The following is a 17,677-nucleotide window of genomic DNA, read 5'->3' on the forward strand; positions in this document are numbered from 1 at the left end:
ATTCACGCTGGTGCAACATCCGGGGAGCGGGAAGGTTACGCCGGGGCCCCCTTGAAGGACACGTTGGTCACGGCCTGCTTGTAGCCGGCGTTGCTGTACTGGTCTGCCCCGGAATGCGGGAGCGCTGTGAACCAGATCAGTACATAGCGGACCTTCTCCGGTGACTTCAGGGTCATCGGGAGAGAGGAACCGGAGGTCGTCGCCGTGGCGAGCTTCTTCATCGAGTCGGGGGAACCCCCCGGACTCAGGGAGTCCGCCGCGTACATCGTCGCGGCCGTGTGATTGCCGCCGTAGCGCAGGTCTATGGACACGGAGGCGAGACGCTGCTCGGAGCCGAGGTCGTAGACGATGCCCACGCCCTGCCGGAAGGGCGCCAGAACCGGTCCCTCGAAGAAGCTCTTGGTACGCCAGTAGGTGGACGGGTCCTTGTCGTAGGTGGCGCCCACGTTGTTGGCGTTCTGCAGTGGGCCGTCCGGGGCGTACTCCTGCGCCGCGGCGATGGTGAGCGGCTTCGCCGGCTCGGGCTTCTCGTCCCCGTCCGGGGTCTGCTGGGTGGGCGCGGGGGTCTCGGGAGTGTTCCCCTGCAGGAGCCGGTCCGCGATCTGCCAGCTGCCCAGGCCGAGGGCGGCGATCAGGAGGGCCGAGACGGCCCACTTCAGCGCCTTTCCGGTACGGCTCTGCAGCGGGGGCGGCGGGACCACGACGGGCTGGGTCACCGCGGGATGCGCCTGCGGACGCCCGTAGGTGCCCTGCTGATAGGTGGTGCGCTGGTACTCGGGCGGACTGGGGAGCGGGAACTCCGGTTCCGGCGGGCGGATGCGCGGCATCGCCGCGACGGCCTTGGCCAGCTCGTCCGGGGTGGTGCAGGGCGGCTCCTGGCGCGAGGCGGTGGCCCCGTCGTTCGCCAGGGCCCGCATCGCGATCTCCGAAAGCCCGCGGTGGACGCCCGCCCGTACCTGATCGGGGGCGAGCAGCCCGGTGCCCTTGGGCAGGCCGGAGAGCCCGTACGCGTCGCTCTCGTACGGCCAGCGCTGGGTGAGAGCCGCGTACAGCAGGGCACCGATCGCCTCGGTGTCCGTGCGCTGGGGGCGCTCGGCGCTGATGCCGCGCAGCGCGGCGTTCACGGCGAGACCGCGGATGCGGTACTGGCCGGTGGAGCTGCGCAGGACGGCACTGGGGGTGAGACGCAGATGCGAGAGGCCCTCGCGGTGCGCGGCGGCCATGGCCTGCGAGACCTGGCTGACGAGCTGGTAGGCGTCGTGCGGCTCCATGGGGCCGGCCGCGAGCAGCGCGGTCAGTTCGGTGGAGTCGGGCAGCCACTCGTGGACGACGTAGACGAGGTCGTTCTCCTCGACGGCGTCGAGGACCTGGACGAACCGGGGGTCGCCGAGCAGCGCGGCCGAGCGGGCGGCGGCGAGCACGGAGCGGGCGCGGGGGTGGTCGGCGGGCAGGATGTGCACGCCGACGGCGCGCCGCAGCTTCTCGTCCACGGCCCGCCAGCTGCTGAATCCGTCCAGCCGGGTGACGCACTCCTCCAGCCGGTACCGCTTCGCCAGCTTGTGGCCGCTGTGCAGTTCGGTTGCCGTGGAGGAGGACGGTTCGCCGTCGCTCTTCCGGTCGGCCGCTTCGTCCTTCGTGGTCTCGGCGGAAGGATCCGCCTTCTTCCGCTCTTCCGCCACCCCGTCGGTCGCGGCCGTGTCCGCCTTGGCGGTCAGCGGGTCGTCACCGCTGTTGTCGGCCACGTCGACGGCAGCCGTGCTACGTTCCGCCACCGTCGTTCCTGCCTCCCCATCCGTTGCGCCACATCCAACAGCCATGCCAATTGTGCCCACAGTCCGGCGCTATGCACGACACGCGCCGGCCTCCGATGGTTGTGCCGATCGCGCGTTCTCGTGTGTGGATCAGCGTCCCAGACGGCCGCGGACCATGCCGACCATGGAGTTGAGTTCCGCGATCCGCATGCGCTTGGCCGCGACGAAGAAGACTCCGAGCAGGACCACACCGCCGACCACGAGGGCGGCGAGCGACCCCAGGGCGCCTTCACCGAGCAGCTTCATCAGACCGAAGCCGGTCGCGCCGCCGACGAGGGCGGCGGGCAGCGCGGCCAGGCACAGCCGGGCGTAGGTGCGCAGGACGTGCGCGCCGTCCAGATCGCCGCCGAGGCGGTTGCGCAGTCGGCGCCAGGCGATGCCCACGCCGACCGCGTAGGCCAGGCCGTAGGCGCCGGCCATGCCGACCACGGCCCACTGGGCGGGCAGCACCACGTAACAGACGGCCGAGACGGCCGCGTTGACCGCGGCGACGATGACGGTGTTGTAGAAGGGCGTCCGGGTGTCCTCGTAGGCGTAGAAGCCGCGGAGCACGACGTACTGGACGGAGTAGGGGATCAGACCGAGGCCGAAGGCCATCAGGATGAAGCCCATGCCCCGGGCGGCCTCGACGCCGCTGGACGCGTAGAGCAGGGTGCACATCGGGACGCCGAGCGCCAGGAAGGCGAAGGCCACCGGGACGATCGCGACGGCCGAGTTGCGCAGGCCCTGGGAGATGTCGTCGCGGACCGCGCCCGCGTCGTCGTCGTGGGCGGCGCGGGAGATCCGCGGCAGCAGGGCGGCCATGACGGAGACGGTGATGATGGCCTGCGGCATGCCCCAGATCAACTGGGCGTTGGAGTAGGCCAGGAAGCCGGCGCCGTTCTTGCCGGACTCCTCGCCGGCCGCGGTGGCGAGCTGGGTGACGACCAGGACACCGGCCTGGTTGGCGAGCACGAACAGCACGGTCCACTTGGCCAGCTTGACCGTCTTGCCGAGGCCGTGGCCCTTCCAGTCGAAGCGGGGGCGGAAGCGGAAGCCGGTCTCGCGCAGGTACGGGATCATCGCCAGGGCCTGCACGACGAGACCGAGCAGGGTGCCGATGCCGAGCAGGCGGACGCCCTCGTCGGGGATGGTCGTGACGCCCATGTGGGATTCGGCGGAGGTGCCGTACACCCAGATGAACAGGCCGAAGGTGGCGATCATGACGATGTTGTTGAGGACCGGGGTCCACATCATCGCGCCGAACTTGCCGCGGGCGTTGAGGATCTGTCCCATCACCACGTGCACACCCATGAAGAAGATGGTGGGCAGGCAGTAGCGGGCGAAGGTGACGGCGACGCTGTTGGCCGCGGCGTCGTCGGCGATGGTGCTCGACATCGCCTTGATCAGGAGCGGCGCCGCGAACACGGCGACCGCGACGATCGCGCCGAGCGCGACCATGACGAGGGTCAGCAGCCGGTTGGCGTAGGCCTCGCCGCCGTCCTCGTCGTTCTTCATGGAGCGGACCAGCTGCGGCACGAAGACCGAGTTGAGGCCGCCGCCGACGGTGAGGATGTAGATCATCGTCGGCAGGGTGTAGGCGACGGTGAAGGTGTCACCGAGCAGGGCGGCGCCGAGGGCGCCGGTGATCACCAGGCTGCGGACGAAGCCGGTCAACCGGGAGACCAGGGTGCCGGCGGCCATCACGGCGCTCGACTTGAGCAGCCCGGACGCGCGGCCGGTCTTCTTCGACGCGGGGGGCGTGGGCAGCGGGTTCGGCTCCGGGGCGGGCGGCGGCACCTGGCCGGGGGCCTGCTGGTCGCGGTAGAGGTGGGCGAAGGCGTCCGCCTCGGTGGCCTCCTCCCCCGCCGCGGTCACCAGGTCGTCGACACCGGTGAACTGGACGGTGTGGGCGTCGTCGGCGTACGGCAGATGGCGCGAGGGGCCGTCGGGCTCCGGCGCGGGCGTCTGGGCCCACACCCGCGGGTCCGGGGCGTGCGGCTGCGCGGCCGGCTGCTGGTAGAGCGACTGCGGCTGCGCGTAGGTGCCGGGCGGGGGCGGCGGGTGCGCGGCCCGGTCGTAGAGCGCCTCGGAGACCGGGTCCTGGGCGGACAGATCGCGTCCCTGGTAGGGGTCGTGGGTGTAGGCGTCCTGGACGTACGGGTCCTGGCCGTACGGGCCCGGGGCGTACGGCGACGGCTCGGGGGTCCGGCCCTGCGGTGTCTGGCCGTACGGCGCCTGGGGCGCCTGCCCGTAGGGTCCCTGCGGGTTCGCGTGCGGGTTCGGGACGTACGGGCCCGGGGCGTACGGGGCCTGCCCGTACGAACCCTGCTGCGGCGCGTCCGCGTCCGGGTGCTGCGGGTGCGGGCCCCGCGGCGGCGTCGGCACCGGCGGGTGACCGCCGTCCGGTGTCGGGGGCGTACCACCGGACGGCGCGGTGTTGCCCGCGCCCTGACCGCGGTCACCGTCGTACGGCGCGTTCATGGTTTACCCCACCTCATCGTCCCCGGCCGACCGGCCACGACATCGCTCAACGGTCCACTTTCTCACCCGTGCCCGACGGGTCGCCGCTTTCGGACCCGGTGTTGGGTGTCGGGTCACTCGGCTGCTCCGTCTCGGCGCCGGGGTCCGCGGCCCCCGTTCCGGCCGTGCCCTCGTCCTCCTGACCGGCCTCGGACTCCGCTTCCGCCTCGGCGGCTGCCTCGGCGGCTGCCTCGGCCGCGGCACGCCGGGCGGCGGCCCGCTTGCGCTGCCGGTACATCCGGATGCCGGCGAGGACCAGCAGCAGGACACCGCCCGCGATGACGAGCATCACGGTGGGGGTGATCTCGGAGACCTTCACCGTGAACGTCATCGGAGCGCCGTAGGGCGTTCCGTCCTCGGTGTACAGCTGGGCCCTCATCAGGACCGGTCCGTTGGCGTTCGCCGAGGCGGTGAACTTCACCGACTGGCTGTGGCCGCCGTCGATCGTCACCGGCCGCGAGGCGACCGGGTCGCCCTCGACCAGCTTCAGACGGGTCCGGTTGTCGGAGGACAGCCGCAGCTCCAGATGCTCCACACCCTGCAACAGCCGGTTCTGCACGGTCACCGGAATGGTGGCGCTCCGGCCGGACAGCGTGAGGTCCGACTTCTTGACCAGCTGCACCTCTTCGGTGAGGCTCCGCAGATAGCGCAGGACCTCCTCGCGATAGAGGGTGGCCGAGGGGCTCTCGCCCCGCCAGGACGTGGACATCTCCCGGCTGATCGCGTTGGTGAAGGGCGGCACGACCCGGTCCGCGGCGGTCAGGATCACCCGGAAGTCGTCCAGCTCGTCCCGGGTCTCCTTCATCTTCTGGAAGGCCGCGGTGTCGAGTTCCCGCGCGCGCAGCTTCTTCGGGTACGAGGCGCTGCCCGGGACCCGCGTGGAGGCGTCCGGGTCGGCGGTGTCCAGAGCGGCACCGGGGAGGTCCTGCGGCTCCGTCCACCGCTTGGCGGACAGCGCCTGCAGCGCCGCCGCCATGCTCTGGGCCTGCGCGGTGGTGGGCATGCGCTGCGGGGCGACCACGACGCTGCGCTGCTGTTCGGGCAGCTCCAGGGTTGTGGCCAGCGACTGGGCGAGGAACGACTGGATCGCCAGCGTGGAGTTCTCGGCGCGGACGAGGTCCCCCTGGAACGCCTTCGACAGCGCGGCGTCGCTCACCACCGCGGTCGTGCCGCCGCCCACCGCACGAGCGGCGGTCGGGGTGTACGGCAGATCGTCGCGGAAGCTGTCGCTGCGGGCGATCACATTGCGCGCGCCCGCCGAGGTGGCGACCGACATGACGGAGGGATCGACGGCACCGTCGACGGGCCAGGCGAAGTCGGTCGACGGCTTCACATGGAGCACCGTCTCGACCGTGCCGGACGCCAGCGCGGTCGCCTGCTGGAGGTGCGCCAGGGAGCCCGGGACCTCCTTGCCGTGGTGGGCGAGGGCGGCCAGATCGGGATCGGCGAAGGGCAAGGCGACGACCTTGTGGCCCTGTACGGCCTTCTCCAGCTGGTCCAGCCAGCGCTTGGCGATGTCCTGGTTCTGGCCCGGCACCGTGGTCGTGCCGTTCTTGACCATGTACGGCGCGGCCATGGCGTCCACGCTGGCGAGCAGGTCCGGGTCGATGACCCAGGTCACCGGGAGGTCCTTGCCGAGCGAGACCATCTCGTCGAGCCGCCCGCCGGGGGCGAGGTCGGCGGCGAGATCGTCGTTCTCGAAGACGGGGGTCTGCTGCTGGTTGGCGCCCGTCTCCGCGGAGACGTGCGCCGTGGAGATCAGCGGCCAGAGATAGGTGAGCTTGGTGCGCTTCTCGGTCTCGTCGGGCTGGTACGGCAGGAAGGTCCGCTCGATGCCGAGCACCCGGTCGTACGGCTGGCTCGCGGTCCGTCCGCTGACGGACACCCCGAGCTGATAGACGCCCGGATCGTCGAGCTCCAGCTTGGACACGGGCACGGACAGCGAGAAGTCGCGGCTGAGCCCGGAGCCGAGCCGGGGGATCTCCACCGTGTAGCGCCCGCCGAGCGCCTCCCCTTCGCCGCCGAGACGGAAGGCGCCCCGGCCGGACACGTCGTCGATCTCGCTGCGATTGGTCATCCGGGGGCCGACACGGAGGTCGACGGTGGCGTTGGTCACGGCCTGCTTGGTCCGGTTGGTGACCGTTCCCGTGACGGTGAGCGTGTCGCCGTCCACGGGGGCCTTCGGCGCCAGGGTCTCCAGCGACACGTCCACGCCGCCGGCGCTGTTCGCGCTCTCGGCGGCCTGGGCCGCCGGCGCGGGCACACCCTGAAGGAGGCCGGTCAGCAACGGCGCGGCCACAGCGAGTGAGGCCATGCGCCGTAGCCTGCGGCGGGCAGGTGAGGGATGGGTCCCCTGAATAGCTGCCGCCTCGCCCACGCGTCGCCCGTCCTCGTCGTTGTCTCGTGGTGTCAGTGGTGTCGGTGGTTCCGGATGCTGTGTCCAGGCATGGTAACGAGCAGCGCGGGGGCCGAGTGCCGGGGACCGCTCCGGCGGAGGGCGCGCACGGGCTTCCCCGGGACCTCTCCCGGGGCCGTTCACGCCCCGCGGGCGGGAAACCGGGACGCCGGGGTGAGCCGGGGCACGTACCCTTTTCTGTTGTGCCGAACGCCAACGAAGACACCCCCACCGTACTGAGCCAGGTGCAGCGCCGCGCCGTCAGCGAACTGCTGCGCGTCTCCCCTGTCGCCGACGACCTCGCCCTTCGCTTCAAGGAGGCGGGGTTCAGCCTCGCGCTGGTCGGCGGCTCGGTACGGGACGCGCTTCTTGGGCGTCTCGGCAACGACCTGGACTTCACCACCGACGCCCGCCCCGAGGACGTTCTGAAGATCGTCCGGCCCTGGGCCGACGCGGTCTGGGAGGTCGGAATCGCGTTCGGCACGGTCGGCTGCCAGAAGAGCGGTTACCAGGTGGAGGTCACCACCTACCGCTCCGAGGCGTACGACCGCACCTCCCGCAAGCCCGAGGTCTCCTACGGCGACTCCATCGAGGAGGACCTGGTCCGCCGCGACTTCACCGTCAACGCGATGGCCGTGGCACTCCCCGAGAAGGAGTTCATCGACCCGCACGGCGGTCTGGAGGATCTGGCCGAGCGGGTGCTGCGCACCCCCGGTACCCCCGAGGAGTCCTTCTCCGACGACCCGCTGCGGATGATGCGTGCCGCGCGCTTCGCCGCGCAGCTGGACTTCGCCGTGGCCCCCGAGGTCGTCACCGCCATGACGGAGATGGCGGGCCGGCTGGAGATCGTCTCCGCCGAGCGGATCCGCGAGGAGTTCAACAAGCTCCTGCTCTCGGCTCACCCCCGCAAGGGCCTCGGTCTCCTCGTCGGCACCGGTCTCGCCACGCATGTCCTGCCCGAGCTTCCGGCGCTGCGCCTGGAAAGCGACGAGCATCACCGGCACAAGGACGTCTACGAGCACTCCCTCACCGTCCTCGACCAGGCCATCGACCTGGAGGAGGACGGCCCGGACCTGGTGCTGCGGCTGGCGGCCCTGCTTCACGACATCGGCAAGCCGCGCACCCGCCGCTTCGAGAAGGACGGCCGGGTCTCCTTCCACCACCACGAGGTGGTCGGCGCGAAGATGACCAAGAAGCGCATGATCGCGCTCAAGTACTCCAACGAGATGGTCAAGGACGTCTCGCGGCTGGTGGAGCTGCATCTGCGCTTCCACGGCTACGGCACGGGCGAGTGGACCGACTCGGCCGTCCGCCGCTACGTCCGGGACGCGGGCCCTCTGCTCTCCCGGCTCCACAAGTTGACCCGCTCCGACTGCACCACGCGCAACAAGCGCAAGGCCGCCGCGCTCTCCCGCGCCTACGACGGTCTGGAGGAGCGCATCGCCCAGCTCCAGGAGCAGGAGGAGCTGGACGCGATCCGTCCCGACCTGGACGGCAACCAGATCCAGGAGATCCTCGACATCGGCCCCGGTCCGGCCATCGGGCGCGCCTACAAGTTCCTGCTCGAGCTGCGCCTGGAGAACGGGCCCATGGAGCAGGACGCCGCCGCCGCCGCGCTCAAGGAGTGGTGGGCGACCCAGGAAGGCTGAGCTGGAGCCGGCCGTTTCACGCGATGTTTCACGTGAAACATCGGTAGGCCGGCCATGCGGAGGGGCGGTGTTTCACGTGAAACACCGCCCCTCGGTCATTCGGCCGCGCGCCGCCACCACAAGGCCAGGGGGATGACCGCGTAGAGGACGGACACCAGCACGACGAGCGCGGACGAGCGCCCGTCGGGCGGCAGCATCAGGGCCGCGACCCCGGCCGCACCGACGAAGGCGACATTGAAGAGCACGTCGTAGAGGGAGAAGACGCGTCCGCGGTAGGCGTCGTCCACCGTGGTCTGGACGACGGTGTCCGTCGCGATCTTCACCCCCTGGGTGGTCAGGCCCAGTGCGAAGGCCGCCACCAGGAAGGGGGCCTTGGCGAAGGTCAGCCCCAGGGCAGGCGTGAGAACCGCGGCGCCCCCCGCGCAGCACATGATCCAGCCGAATGCTCCCAGGTGGCCGATCGCCCAGGGCGAGAGCACCGCCGCGGCGAAAAAGCCGGCCCCGGATGTGGCGACGGCCAGCCCAAGGACCGCGAGCCCTTGTGCCTCGGTGGTGCCCCACGCGTACCGGCTGAGCATGAGCAGCGTCACGAACAGCGCGCCGTAGCAGAACCGCATCAGGGTGACCGCGGCGAGCGCGCGGGCGGCGGGGCGCCGCTGGGACAGATGCCGCAGCCCGCTCACCAGCCCCCGCGCGGTGGAGGACAGCGCGGCGCCGAGCCGGGGCTGGATCCGGTCCGGGTCGGGCCCGAGCAGTTCGCGCGACATCCTGAGCGAGGAGAGCGCGGAACAGAGGTAGAGCGCGGCACCCAGCAGGACGACGGCGGCGTCGGAGTTGTGGGCGATCAGCCGGACGATGAAGGCGAGCCCCCCGCCGAGCGTCGCCGCGAGGGTGCCTGCGGTCGGCGACAGCGAGTTGGCGATGACCAGACGCTCGTCGTCGACCACGCGCGGGAGCGCGGCGGAGAGTCCCGCCAGGACGAAACGGTTGACGGCCGTGACGGCGAGGGCGGAGGCGAAGAAGAGCGCGTCGGGCGCGGAGGACAGCATGAGCAGCGCGGTCCCGTAGGCCAGGAGAGCCCGGAGCGCGTTGCCGTAGAGGAAGACCTGGCGCCGCTCCCAGCGGTCGAGCAGCACGCCGGCGAACGGCCCGACGAAGGAGTACGGCAGCAGCAGGACCGCCATGGCGGAGGCGATCGCGGCGGCGCTGGTCTCGTTCTCGGGAGAGAAGACGACATAGGTGGCCAGCGCGACCTGATAGACGCCGTCGGCGCACTGGGAGAGCAGTCGCACGGTCAGCAGACGGCGGAAGTCCCGCAGATGGAGGAGGACGCGCAGATCACGCACGACGGACATGGCAGCAAGACTCACATACGACGAGGGTCCCCGGGCAGTGCCACGGGGACCCTCGTCGTCGGATCGGCGGTTCTCAGCGGTCCGTTCGGACTGCCGGACGGCCTTCAGGGGCTGGCCGGTGCGCGGTTCAGCGCTCGACCTCGCCCTTGATGAACTTCTCGACGTTGGCCAGGGCCTCGTCGTCGAAGTACTGCACCGGCGGGGACTTCATGAAGTAGCTCGACGCCGAGAGGATCGGGCCGCCGATGCCGCGGTCCTTGGCGATCTTCGCGGCGCGCAGGGCGTCGATGATGACACCCGCGGAGTTCGGGGAGTCCCAGACCTCGAGCTTGTACTCCAGGTTCAGCGGGACGTCGCCGAAGGCGCGGCCCTCAAGGCGGACGTACGCCCACTTGCGGTCGTCCAGCCAGGCCACGTAGTCCGACGGGCCGATGTGGACGTTCTTCTCGCCGAGGTCCCGGTCGGGGATCTGGGAGGTGACGGCCTGCGTCTTGGAGATCTTCTTGGACTCCAGGCGCTCGCGCTCGAGCATGTTCTTGAAGTCCATGTTGCCGCCGACGTTCAGCTGCATGGTGCGCTCAAGGCGGACACCGCGGTCCTCGAACAGCTTCGCCATGACGCGGTGCGTGATGGTCGCGCCGACCTGCGACTTGATGTCGTCACCGACGATCGGGACACCGGCCTCGGTGAACTTGTCCGCCCACTCCTTGGTGCCGGCGATGAAGACCGGGAGGGCGTTGACGAAGGCGACCTTGGCGTCGATGGCGCACTGGGCGTAGAACTTCGCCGCGTCCTCGGAGCCGACGGGCAGGTAGCAGACGAGGACGTCGACCTGTCGGTCCTTGAGGATCTGGACGACGTCGACCGGGGCCTCGGTGGACTCCTCGATGGTCTGGCGGTAGTACTTGCCGAGACCGTCGAGGGTGTGGCCGCGCTGGACGGTGACGCCGGTGGCCGGCACGTCGCAGATCTTGATGGTGTTGTTCTCGCTGGCGCCGAGGGCGTCCGCCAGATCGAGGCCGACCTTCTTCGCGTCGACGTCGAAGGCGGCCACGAACTCCACGTCACCCACGTGGTAGTCGCCGAACTGGACGTGCATCAGACCGGGGACCTTGGACGCCGGGTCGGCGTCCTTGTAGTACTCGACGCCCTGCACCAGCGAAGTGGCGCAGTTGCCCACGCCGACGATGGCTACGCGAACCGAACCCATTTCGGTTGCTCCCTGTGTGATCGTGGAAGCCCTGCGGCGAGCAGGGTTTCACTTGGCGGTGTCGTCGGACGGATCCGGCCGGGGAGTGCTCCCGGGCCGGGGCAGACCGTCCGTGTCTCCAGAGTTTTCGTGCTGCCGAGCGGTGTCCTCGGATCCGGAACGCTGGTCCCGTCCCGCCCGCTCGCTCTCGATGAGCTCGTTCAGCCAGCGCACTTCGCGCTCCACGGACTCCATTCCGTGGCGCTGGAGTTCGAGCGTGTAGTCGTCCAGGCGCTCGCGCGTCCGGGTCAGGGAGGCGCGCATCTTCTCCAGACGCTCCTCCAGCCGGCTGCGCCGGCCCTCCAGCACCCGCATCCGCACGTCGCGCTCGGTCTGCCCGAAGAAGGCGAAGCGGGCGGCGAAGTGTTCGTCTTCCCAGGAGTCGGGGCCGGTGTGGGAAAGGAGCTCTTCGAAGTGCTCCTTCCCTTCGGTCGTCAGCCGGTAGACGATCTTGGCGCGGCGTCCCGAGAGTGAGGCCGCCACGGCGTCCTCGGGCCCACTGCCCGGCTCCTCGATCAACCAGCCGTTGGCGACCAGCGTCTTGAGGCAGGGGTAGAGGGTCCCGTAGCTGAACGCCCGGAAGATCCCCAGCGAGGTGTTGAGCCGCTTGCGCAGCTCGTACCCGTGCATCGGGGCCTCACGGAGCAGACCGAGAACGGCGAACTCGAGGATTCCTGAACGCCTGCTCACTCGCCGCCTCCTTCGCTCCGCGGACCCGCCCGCCGTGCGGACGGGTCTCGGTGACCTCATGGGAAAACTCGTATGCCGAGCCGATGTGCCGCGCTGATGTATCGACTCGATACATCCAGACGATAGGGCTGCCCCTGTGTCGCGACAAGGGGGGCTCGGGTGACCGGTGTCACATCACCAATTCACAGCAATCGACTTGCCTGATTTGGGGTGAACTCGGAATCTAGGCAGGTTTTGGCCGTGCGTAGTCTGTGCGGCATGCAGACCACCGGGAACCGCGCAATGCCGCGAAGCGTCAGTGAAGCGAGTGCCCGGTCGGCACGGTCCGGCCTTGTTCGAGGCACGGCCGTGTGCATGTCGGGGGGACCGGAACTCAACTGCCGCTTCCAGGCGTACGCGCCTGCCCGAGGAGTAGTCGTTCGATGAGCGAGCACCGTCGCAAAATGCCGCAACAGCCGCCGACCGGCGGCCGCGCTGCGGCCCGGCGCGCCGCCCAGCAGCCCATGGGCCGCGGGCCGGCCCCTGAACATGATTCCGCTGCGGGGTCCCCTTCGGCCTCGTACGGTCCGCCCCCCACGCATGGTGGAGAGGAGCGTCCCTACGGTGGACGCGCCGAGGCCCGGCGGGCCGCTCAGCGGGGCGGGCGCAGGCGCGTACCCGAGAACGGAGGCGCCGGCGGGGGGCGCCGCGGCGGTGGCGGTGGCACGCCCCGGGGCGGCGGTGGACCCGGACGCGGCAGAGACGGCGGCCGGCCGCCCGGCAAGAAGCGGATGATCGACTACCCGCGTCACGACAAGTACGGCTGGAAGCGCTGGCTGCCCTCGTGGAAGCTGACGACGGGTCTGTTTCTGGGGTTCATCGGCAGCCTGCTGGGCGCGAGCGTCATCGCGTACGCCTGGGTGGACATTCCCAACGAGGCCCTCAGCGCCAAGCAGCAGAACAACGTCTTCTACTGGGACGACGGCACGCAGATGGCCGCGACCGGTGGTGACGTCAACCGTCAGATCGTCGAGTACGCGCAGATCCCGCAGGCCATGCAGGACGCGGTCGTCTCCGCCGAGAACAAGACCTTCTGGACCGACTCCGGCATCGACCCGTGGGGCATCGGCCGTGCCGTGTGGAACATGGCCAAGGGCGGTAACAAGCAGGGTGGCTCGACCATCACCCAGCAGTACGTGAAGAACAACCGTCTCGACGACCAGTCGCAGACAGTGAGCCGCAAGGTCAAGGAACTCTTCATCTCCATGCGGGTCGGCAACGACCTGGAGAAGAACGAGATCATGGCGGGCTACCTCAACACCTCGTACTACGGCCGAGGTGCCTACGGCATCCAGGCCGCGGCCCGCACGTACTTCGGCAAGGACGCCCGCAAGCTCAACCCGAGCGAGTGCGCCTTCCTCGCCTCGCTGCTCAAGGGCGCCACGTACTTCGACCCGGCCGGATCCCCCGAGATCGACCCGACGGCCACGGCCGAGGCGAACACCGACCGGGCCAAGAAGCGCTGGAAGTGGATCCTCAAGGAGATGGTCAAGGACGGGCACCTGACCGAGGCCGAGCGCGCGAAGTACCCCGAGTTCCCGAAGGTGAAGCCCCGCACGCAGGGCGCGCAGCTCGGCGGCCAGGTCGGCTACCTGGTGCGGACGGCCGAGGCGAACTTCCTCAACAAGAACGACCGCGGCATCACCACGCAGCAGTTCGCCAAGGGCGGCTTCGAGGTCCACACGACCTTCAAGAAGAAGAACGTCAGGGCCCTCGAGGACGCCGTCAACGGCATCTACAAGGAGTACATCAGGCCGGAAGAGCGTCCGAAGACCGACACCCATGTGCAGTTCGGCGGCGCTTCGGTGGACCTGAAGACGGGCGCCATCGTGGCGCTGTACGGCGGCAAGAACGCCACCGAGCACTTCATGAACAACGCGGACACGACCGGTGCCCAGGTCGGCTCGACCTTCAAGCCCTTCGTGCTGGCCGCCGCGATGCGGGACGGCGTACGCGACCCCAAGCTCGACAAGGTGCAGGGGCCCGCCGACCGTACGAAGGTCGACCCGGACAAGAGCCGCTACAACGGCCAGAACGGTCTGGTGATCAAGAATTACGACGGCACGGTCTGGCGCGACGAGAAGGACAAGGAGTGGCGCCAGGTCAACGACGACGACGCGAGCTACGGCAACATCGACCTGCGTGAGGCGATGGAGCACTCCGCGAACTCGCCCTATGTCCAGCTCGGTATGGACGTCGGCATCGACAAGGTCCGCCAGGCCGCCATCGACGCGGGTCTGCTGGAATCCTCGCTGGTGAAGAGCGACGTGCCGTCGTTCACCCTCGGCATCTCCTCCCCGAGCGCGATCCGGATGGCCGGCTCGTACGCCACCTTCGGCAACAACGGCAAGCAGAACGACCCCTTCTCCGTGACCAAGGTCCTCCAGCGCGGCGAGGTCATCTACGAGCACAAGCTGGCGCCCAAGCAGGCGTTCTCGACCGCGATCGCGAGCAACGTCACCGATGTCCTGAAGGATGTCGTCAAGAAGGGCACCGGACGGACGGCCGCCCTGCCCGACCGCGACTCGGCCGGCAAGACGGGTACGACCGACGGCAACAACTCGGCCTGGTACGTGGGCTACACCCCCGAGCTGTCGACCGCCGTCGACATGTACCGCTTCGACGACGCCGACACGGCCAAGAACCGCACGTTCGAGTCCATGTACGGAACGGGCGATCAGCCGAAGATCCACGGAAACTCGTTCCCCTCGCGCATCTGGCGCGAGTACATGACCGCGGTCCTGCAGGGCACCCCGGCCCAGAGCTTCCCGGAGCCCGAGGAGCTCGACGGCGAGGCGGTCTTCGGTGGCGGCGCCGTCAGCCCGACGCCGACTCCGACGCCGACTCCGACGCCGTCGCCGGAGCCGACCGAGGAGCCGTCCGAGGAGCCGACCACCCAGGCGCCGACCAAGTCCCCGAAGCCGGAGAAGTCCTGCACCGTCTGGGAGTGGCCGTGCGATCCGAGCGGTGAGAACAACGGCGGGGCCGCGAACGGTGGAGCCGCTAACGGAGGCGCCGCCAACGGAGGCGCCGCCAACGGAGGCGCCGCCAACGGCGGGGCCGCTAACGGAGGCGCCGCGAACGGTGGAGCCGCCAACGGCGGGACGACCGCGGGCACCGAGACCGGTGGAGCCGCCAACGCCGGGACGACCGGCGGCGACAACGGCGGGGGTCGGCCCAACGGCGGCACCGGCTGGGGTGCCATCGGCGGCTGAGCAGCCGCGCCCGGCACCTTCGAGGGCCGCCGCGCCGGTCCGTACCTCGCGTACGGCACCGGGTGCGGCGGCCCTCCCCGCGTTCCCGGGCCCGTACGGCAGGATGGCCCCCATGCCGAGCCTCCAGAAGACGAGCCTTCCGCGGGATCAGGTGGTCCGCCCCACCCGCGCGGACGAAGTGGCGGCCCGGGGCAGCGAGCTGATCGGCGGGCCGGCCGGACGCCGGGCGGCACCCGGCCGCGGCGGGCTCACCCCGGTCGGCGTGGTGGCCCTGGTGACCCTCGGAATGTTCGCCCTCGGCATGGTGCAGAAGCTGCCCTGCTACAACTGGGCCTGGTTCCAGGGCTCCACCTCCCAGTACACCCACGCCTGCTACTCCGACATCCCGCACCTGTTCTCCGGACGCGGCTTCGCGGACGGCCTGGTCCCGTATTTCGACCGGATCGGCGGCGACATACCGTTCCTGGAGTACCCGGTCCTGACCGGCCTGTTCATGGAGGTCGCCGCCTGGCTGACCCCGGGCGGCGAGCTGATCGCGCGGCAGCAGTCGTACTGGATGGTCAACGCGGGCCTGCTGATGGTCTGCGCGGCCGTGCTCGCCGTCTGCGTCGCGCGGACGCACCGTGCGCGGCCCTGGGACGGTCTGCTGGTGGCCCTCGCGCCTGCCGTCGCGCTCACCGCCACCATCAACTGGGACCTGCTGGCCGTGGCCCTCACCGCCGCCGCGATGCTGCTGTGGTCGCGCGGGCGCCCGTTCGGCTCCGGGGTGCTGCTCGGCCTCGCGACGGCCGCCAAGTTCTACCCCGTGCTGCTGCTCGTCCCCCTGTTCCTGCTGTGCTGGCGGGCGGGGCGGCCGCGGGCGTTCGCCACGGCGGCCGCGGGCGCGGCCGGGGCGTGGCTCGTGGTGAATCTGCCGGTGATGCTGGCGGCGCCCGAGGGCTGGCGGCAGTTCTACGTCTTCAGCACCGAGCGGAACGTCGACTACGGCTCGATCTGGCTGCTGATCAGCCAGAACACCGGAAACACGATCCCGCCCGGCACGGCCAATCGCGGGGCGATGGTCCTCATGGCCCTCGCGGTCCTGGGCCTCGCGTATCTGACCCTGACCGCGCCGCGCCGGCCCCGGTTCGCCCAGCTGGCGTTTCTGATCGTGGCCGCGTTCGTGCTGGTCAACAAGGTCTACTCGCCGCAGTACGTGCTGTGGCTCGTCCCGCTCGCCGCGCTCGCCCGGCCGCGCTGGCGGGACTTCCTGGTCTGGCAGGCGGGCGAGGTGCTCTACTTCCTCGCCATCTGGCTCTATCTGGCCTACGGGGCGAGCGGCGACAAGCAGGGTCTGCCGGGCGACGGCTACCAGTTCGCGATCGTCCTGCACGTCCTCGGCGCGCTCTGGCTGTGCGCGCTGGTCGTCCGCGACATCCTCGCGCCCGACCGGGACGAGGTACGGCGGGACGGCTCGGACGATCCGTCGGGCGGGGTCCTGGACGGTGCGGGGGACGTGTTCGTCCTCGGCCGCACGGCGCGTACGGCGCTCGGGGCGCTTCCCGGGGAGCCGGACGGCCAGGGGCCGCGGGTGGAGTGGGGTACGCCGGAGAAGTGAACCCGGCGGATGCACGAGGAGCGGCCCCCGGGGTGTCCCGGGGGCCGCTCTTCTCTCGTACGGGGCGATGCCGCCCACCGGACCGCCGGCGGGCGGGCCGGCGGATCAGCGCTCGACGATCCGGTCGAACTGGGTCGTGGTGTGGCGCAGGTGCGCGACGAGTTCGTCGCCCACCTTGGGCTCCTGGGCGTCGGACGGCACGAACAGGATCGACACCTGCATGTGCGGCGGCTCGGCGAACCAGCGCTGCTTGCCGTCCCAGACGAACGGGGAGAGGTTCCGGTTCACCGTGGCGAGACCGGCGCGGGCGACGCCCTTGGCGCGCGGCATCACCCCGTGCATGGCCTTCGGGGCCTCCAGGCCGACACCGTGCGAGGTGCCGCCGGCGACCACCACGAGCCAGCCCTCCGAGGCGGCCTTCTGCTGCCGGTAGCCGAAGCGGTCGCCCTTGGCGACGCGGGTGACGTCGAGGACCGATCCCCGGTACTCGGTGGCCTCGTGGTCGCCCAGCCACAGCCGGGTGCCGATCCGGGCGCGGAACCGGGTCTGCGGGAACTGCTGCTGGAGCCGGGCCTGCTCCGCGGCGCGCAGATGGCTGACGAACATGGTGTGCAGCGGCAGCCGGGCGGCCCGCAGCCGGTCCATCCAGGCGATGACCTCATCGACGGCGTCGGTGCCGTCGGTGCGGTCCAGCGGCAGGTGCAGGGCGAAGCCCTCGAGCCGTACGTCCTCGATGGCCGCGTGCAGCCGGGGCAGGTCCTCCTCGTGGACGCCGTGACGCTTCATCGAGCTCATGCACTCGATGACGACCCGGGCGCCGACCAGGGCGTGCACACCGTCCACGGACGACACGGAGCGGATCACCCGGTCCGGCAGCGGCACCGGCTCCTCGCCCCGCCGGAACGGCGTGAGGACGAGCAGGTCGCCGCTGAACCAGTCCTTGATCTGGGCGGCCTCGTACGTGGTGCCCACCGCGAGCACGTCGGCGCCGAGCCGGGCCGCCTCCTCGGAGAGGCGTTCGTGGCCGAACCCGTAGCCGTTGCCCTTGCAGACCGGGATGAGACCGGGGAACTGCTCGGTCACGGTCTTCTGGTGCGCCCGCCAGCGAGCGGTGTCGACATAGAGGGAGAGCGCCATGGCCGGCCCGGGACCTTTCTGGTGGCTACGACAGATCG

General features: G+C 70.5%; 10 protein-coding genes. 3 read left to right on the forward strand and 7 right to left on the reverse strand.

The features are described from left to right. Positions 1-35: 35 nt before the first annotated feature. The 3 genes from ACGFRB_RS20335 to ACGFRB_RS20345 all read right to left on the reverse strand — a co-directional run bounded on the left by ACGFRB_RS20335 (position 36) and on the right by ACGFRB_RS20345 (position 6,690). Positions 36-1,772, reverse strand: coding sequence for a protein kinase family protein (locus ACGFRB_RS20335; protein ID WP_393244715.1), 1,737 nt, complete (start codon positions 1,770-1,772; stop codon positions 36-38). Between the two features lie 129 nt (positions 1,773-1,901). Next, complete coding sequence (murJ, locus tag ACGFRB_RS20340) at positions 1,902-4,274, reverse strand: murein biosynthesis integral membrane protein MurJ (RefSeq protein ID WP_393244717.1); 2,373 nt, start codon at positions 4,272-4,274, stop codon at positions 1,902-1,904. 46 nt (positions 4,275-4,320) lie between these two features. Then, on the reverse strand, positions 4,321-6,690 hold the full coding sequence (locus ACGFRB_RS20345; RefSeq protein ID WP_393244719.1) for a DUF6049 family protein: 2,370 nt from the start codon (positions 6,688-6,690) through the stop codon (positions 4,321-4,323). A gap of 221 nt (positions 6,691-6,911) precedes the next feature. On the opposite strand from ACGFRB_RS20345, the gene ACGFRB_RS20350 reads away from it, so the two are divergent. Further along, entirely contained in the window at positions 6,912-8,357 is a 1,446-nt protein-coding gene (locus tag ACGFRB_RS20350; RefSeq protein ID WP_393244721.1) for a CCA tRNA nucleotidyltransferase, read from the forward strand. A gap of 95 nt (positions 8,358-8,452) precedes the next feature. Here the strand turns inward: ACGFRB_RS20350 and ACGFRB_RS20355 are convergent, their stop codons facing one another. The 3 genes from ACGFRB_RS20355 to ACGFRB_RS20365 form a co-directional block, all read right to left on the reverse strand. Continuing rightward, entirely contained in the window at positions 8,453-9,712 is a 1,260-nt protein-coding gene (locus tag ACGFRB_RS20355; protein WP_393244723.1) for an MFS transporter, read from the reverse strand. Between the two features lie 127 nt (positions 9,713-9,839). Further along, the gene (locus tag ACGFRB_RS20360; protein WP_363003548.1) at positions 9,840-10,922 is read right to left on the reverse strand and encodes an inositol-3-phosphate synthase; all 1,083 of its coding nucleotides are present in this window, start codon (positions 10,920-10,922) and stop codon (positions 9,840-9,842) included. Positions 10,923-10,970: 48 nt separating this feature from the next. Continuing rightward, positions 10,971-11,651 (reverse strand): PadR family transcriptional regulator, encoded by a 681-nt coding sequence (locus ACGFRB_RS20365; RefSeq protein WP_363003546.1) that lies wholly within the window; start codon positions 11,649-11,651, stop codon positions 10,971-10,973. A 422-nt stretch (positions 11,652-12,073) separates the two neighbouring features. Here ACGFRB_RS20365 and ACGFRB_RS20370 point away from each other — a divergent pair, with 422 nt between their 5' ends. Together ACGFRB_RS20370 and ACGFRB_RS20375 are read left to right on the forward strand one after the other, a co-directional pair. Next, positions 12,074-14,905, forward strand: coding sequence for a transglycosylase domain-containing protein (locus ACGFRB_RS20370; RefSeq protein ID WP_393244725.1), 2,832 nt, complete (start codon positions 12,074-12,076; stop codon positions 14,903-14,905). Between the two features lie 112 nt (positions 14,906-15,017). After that, on the forward strand, positions 15,018-16,502 hold the full coding sequence (locus ACGFRB_RS20375) for a glycosyltransferase family 87 protein (RefSeq protein ID WP_393244727.1): 1,485 nt from the start codon (positions 15,018-15,020) through the stop codon (positions 16,500-16,502). Positions 16,503-16,607: 105 nt separating this feature from the next. Here the strand turns inward: ACGFRB_RS20375 and ACGFRB_RS20380 are convergent, their stop codons facing one another. Further along, positions 16,608-17,639, reverse strand: coding sequence for an alanine racemase (locus ACGFRB_RS20380; protein ID WP_393244729.1), 1,032 nt, complete (start codon positions 17,637-17,639; stop codon positions 16,608-16,610). Between the last annotated feature and the right edge of the window lie 38 nt (positions 17,640-17,677).

Source organism: Streptomyces sp. NPDC048718, from assembly GCF_043198875.1.
Taxonomy (GTDB): domain Bacteria; phylum Actinomycetota; class Actinomycetes; order Streptomycetales; family Streptomycetaceae; genus Streptomyces.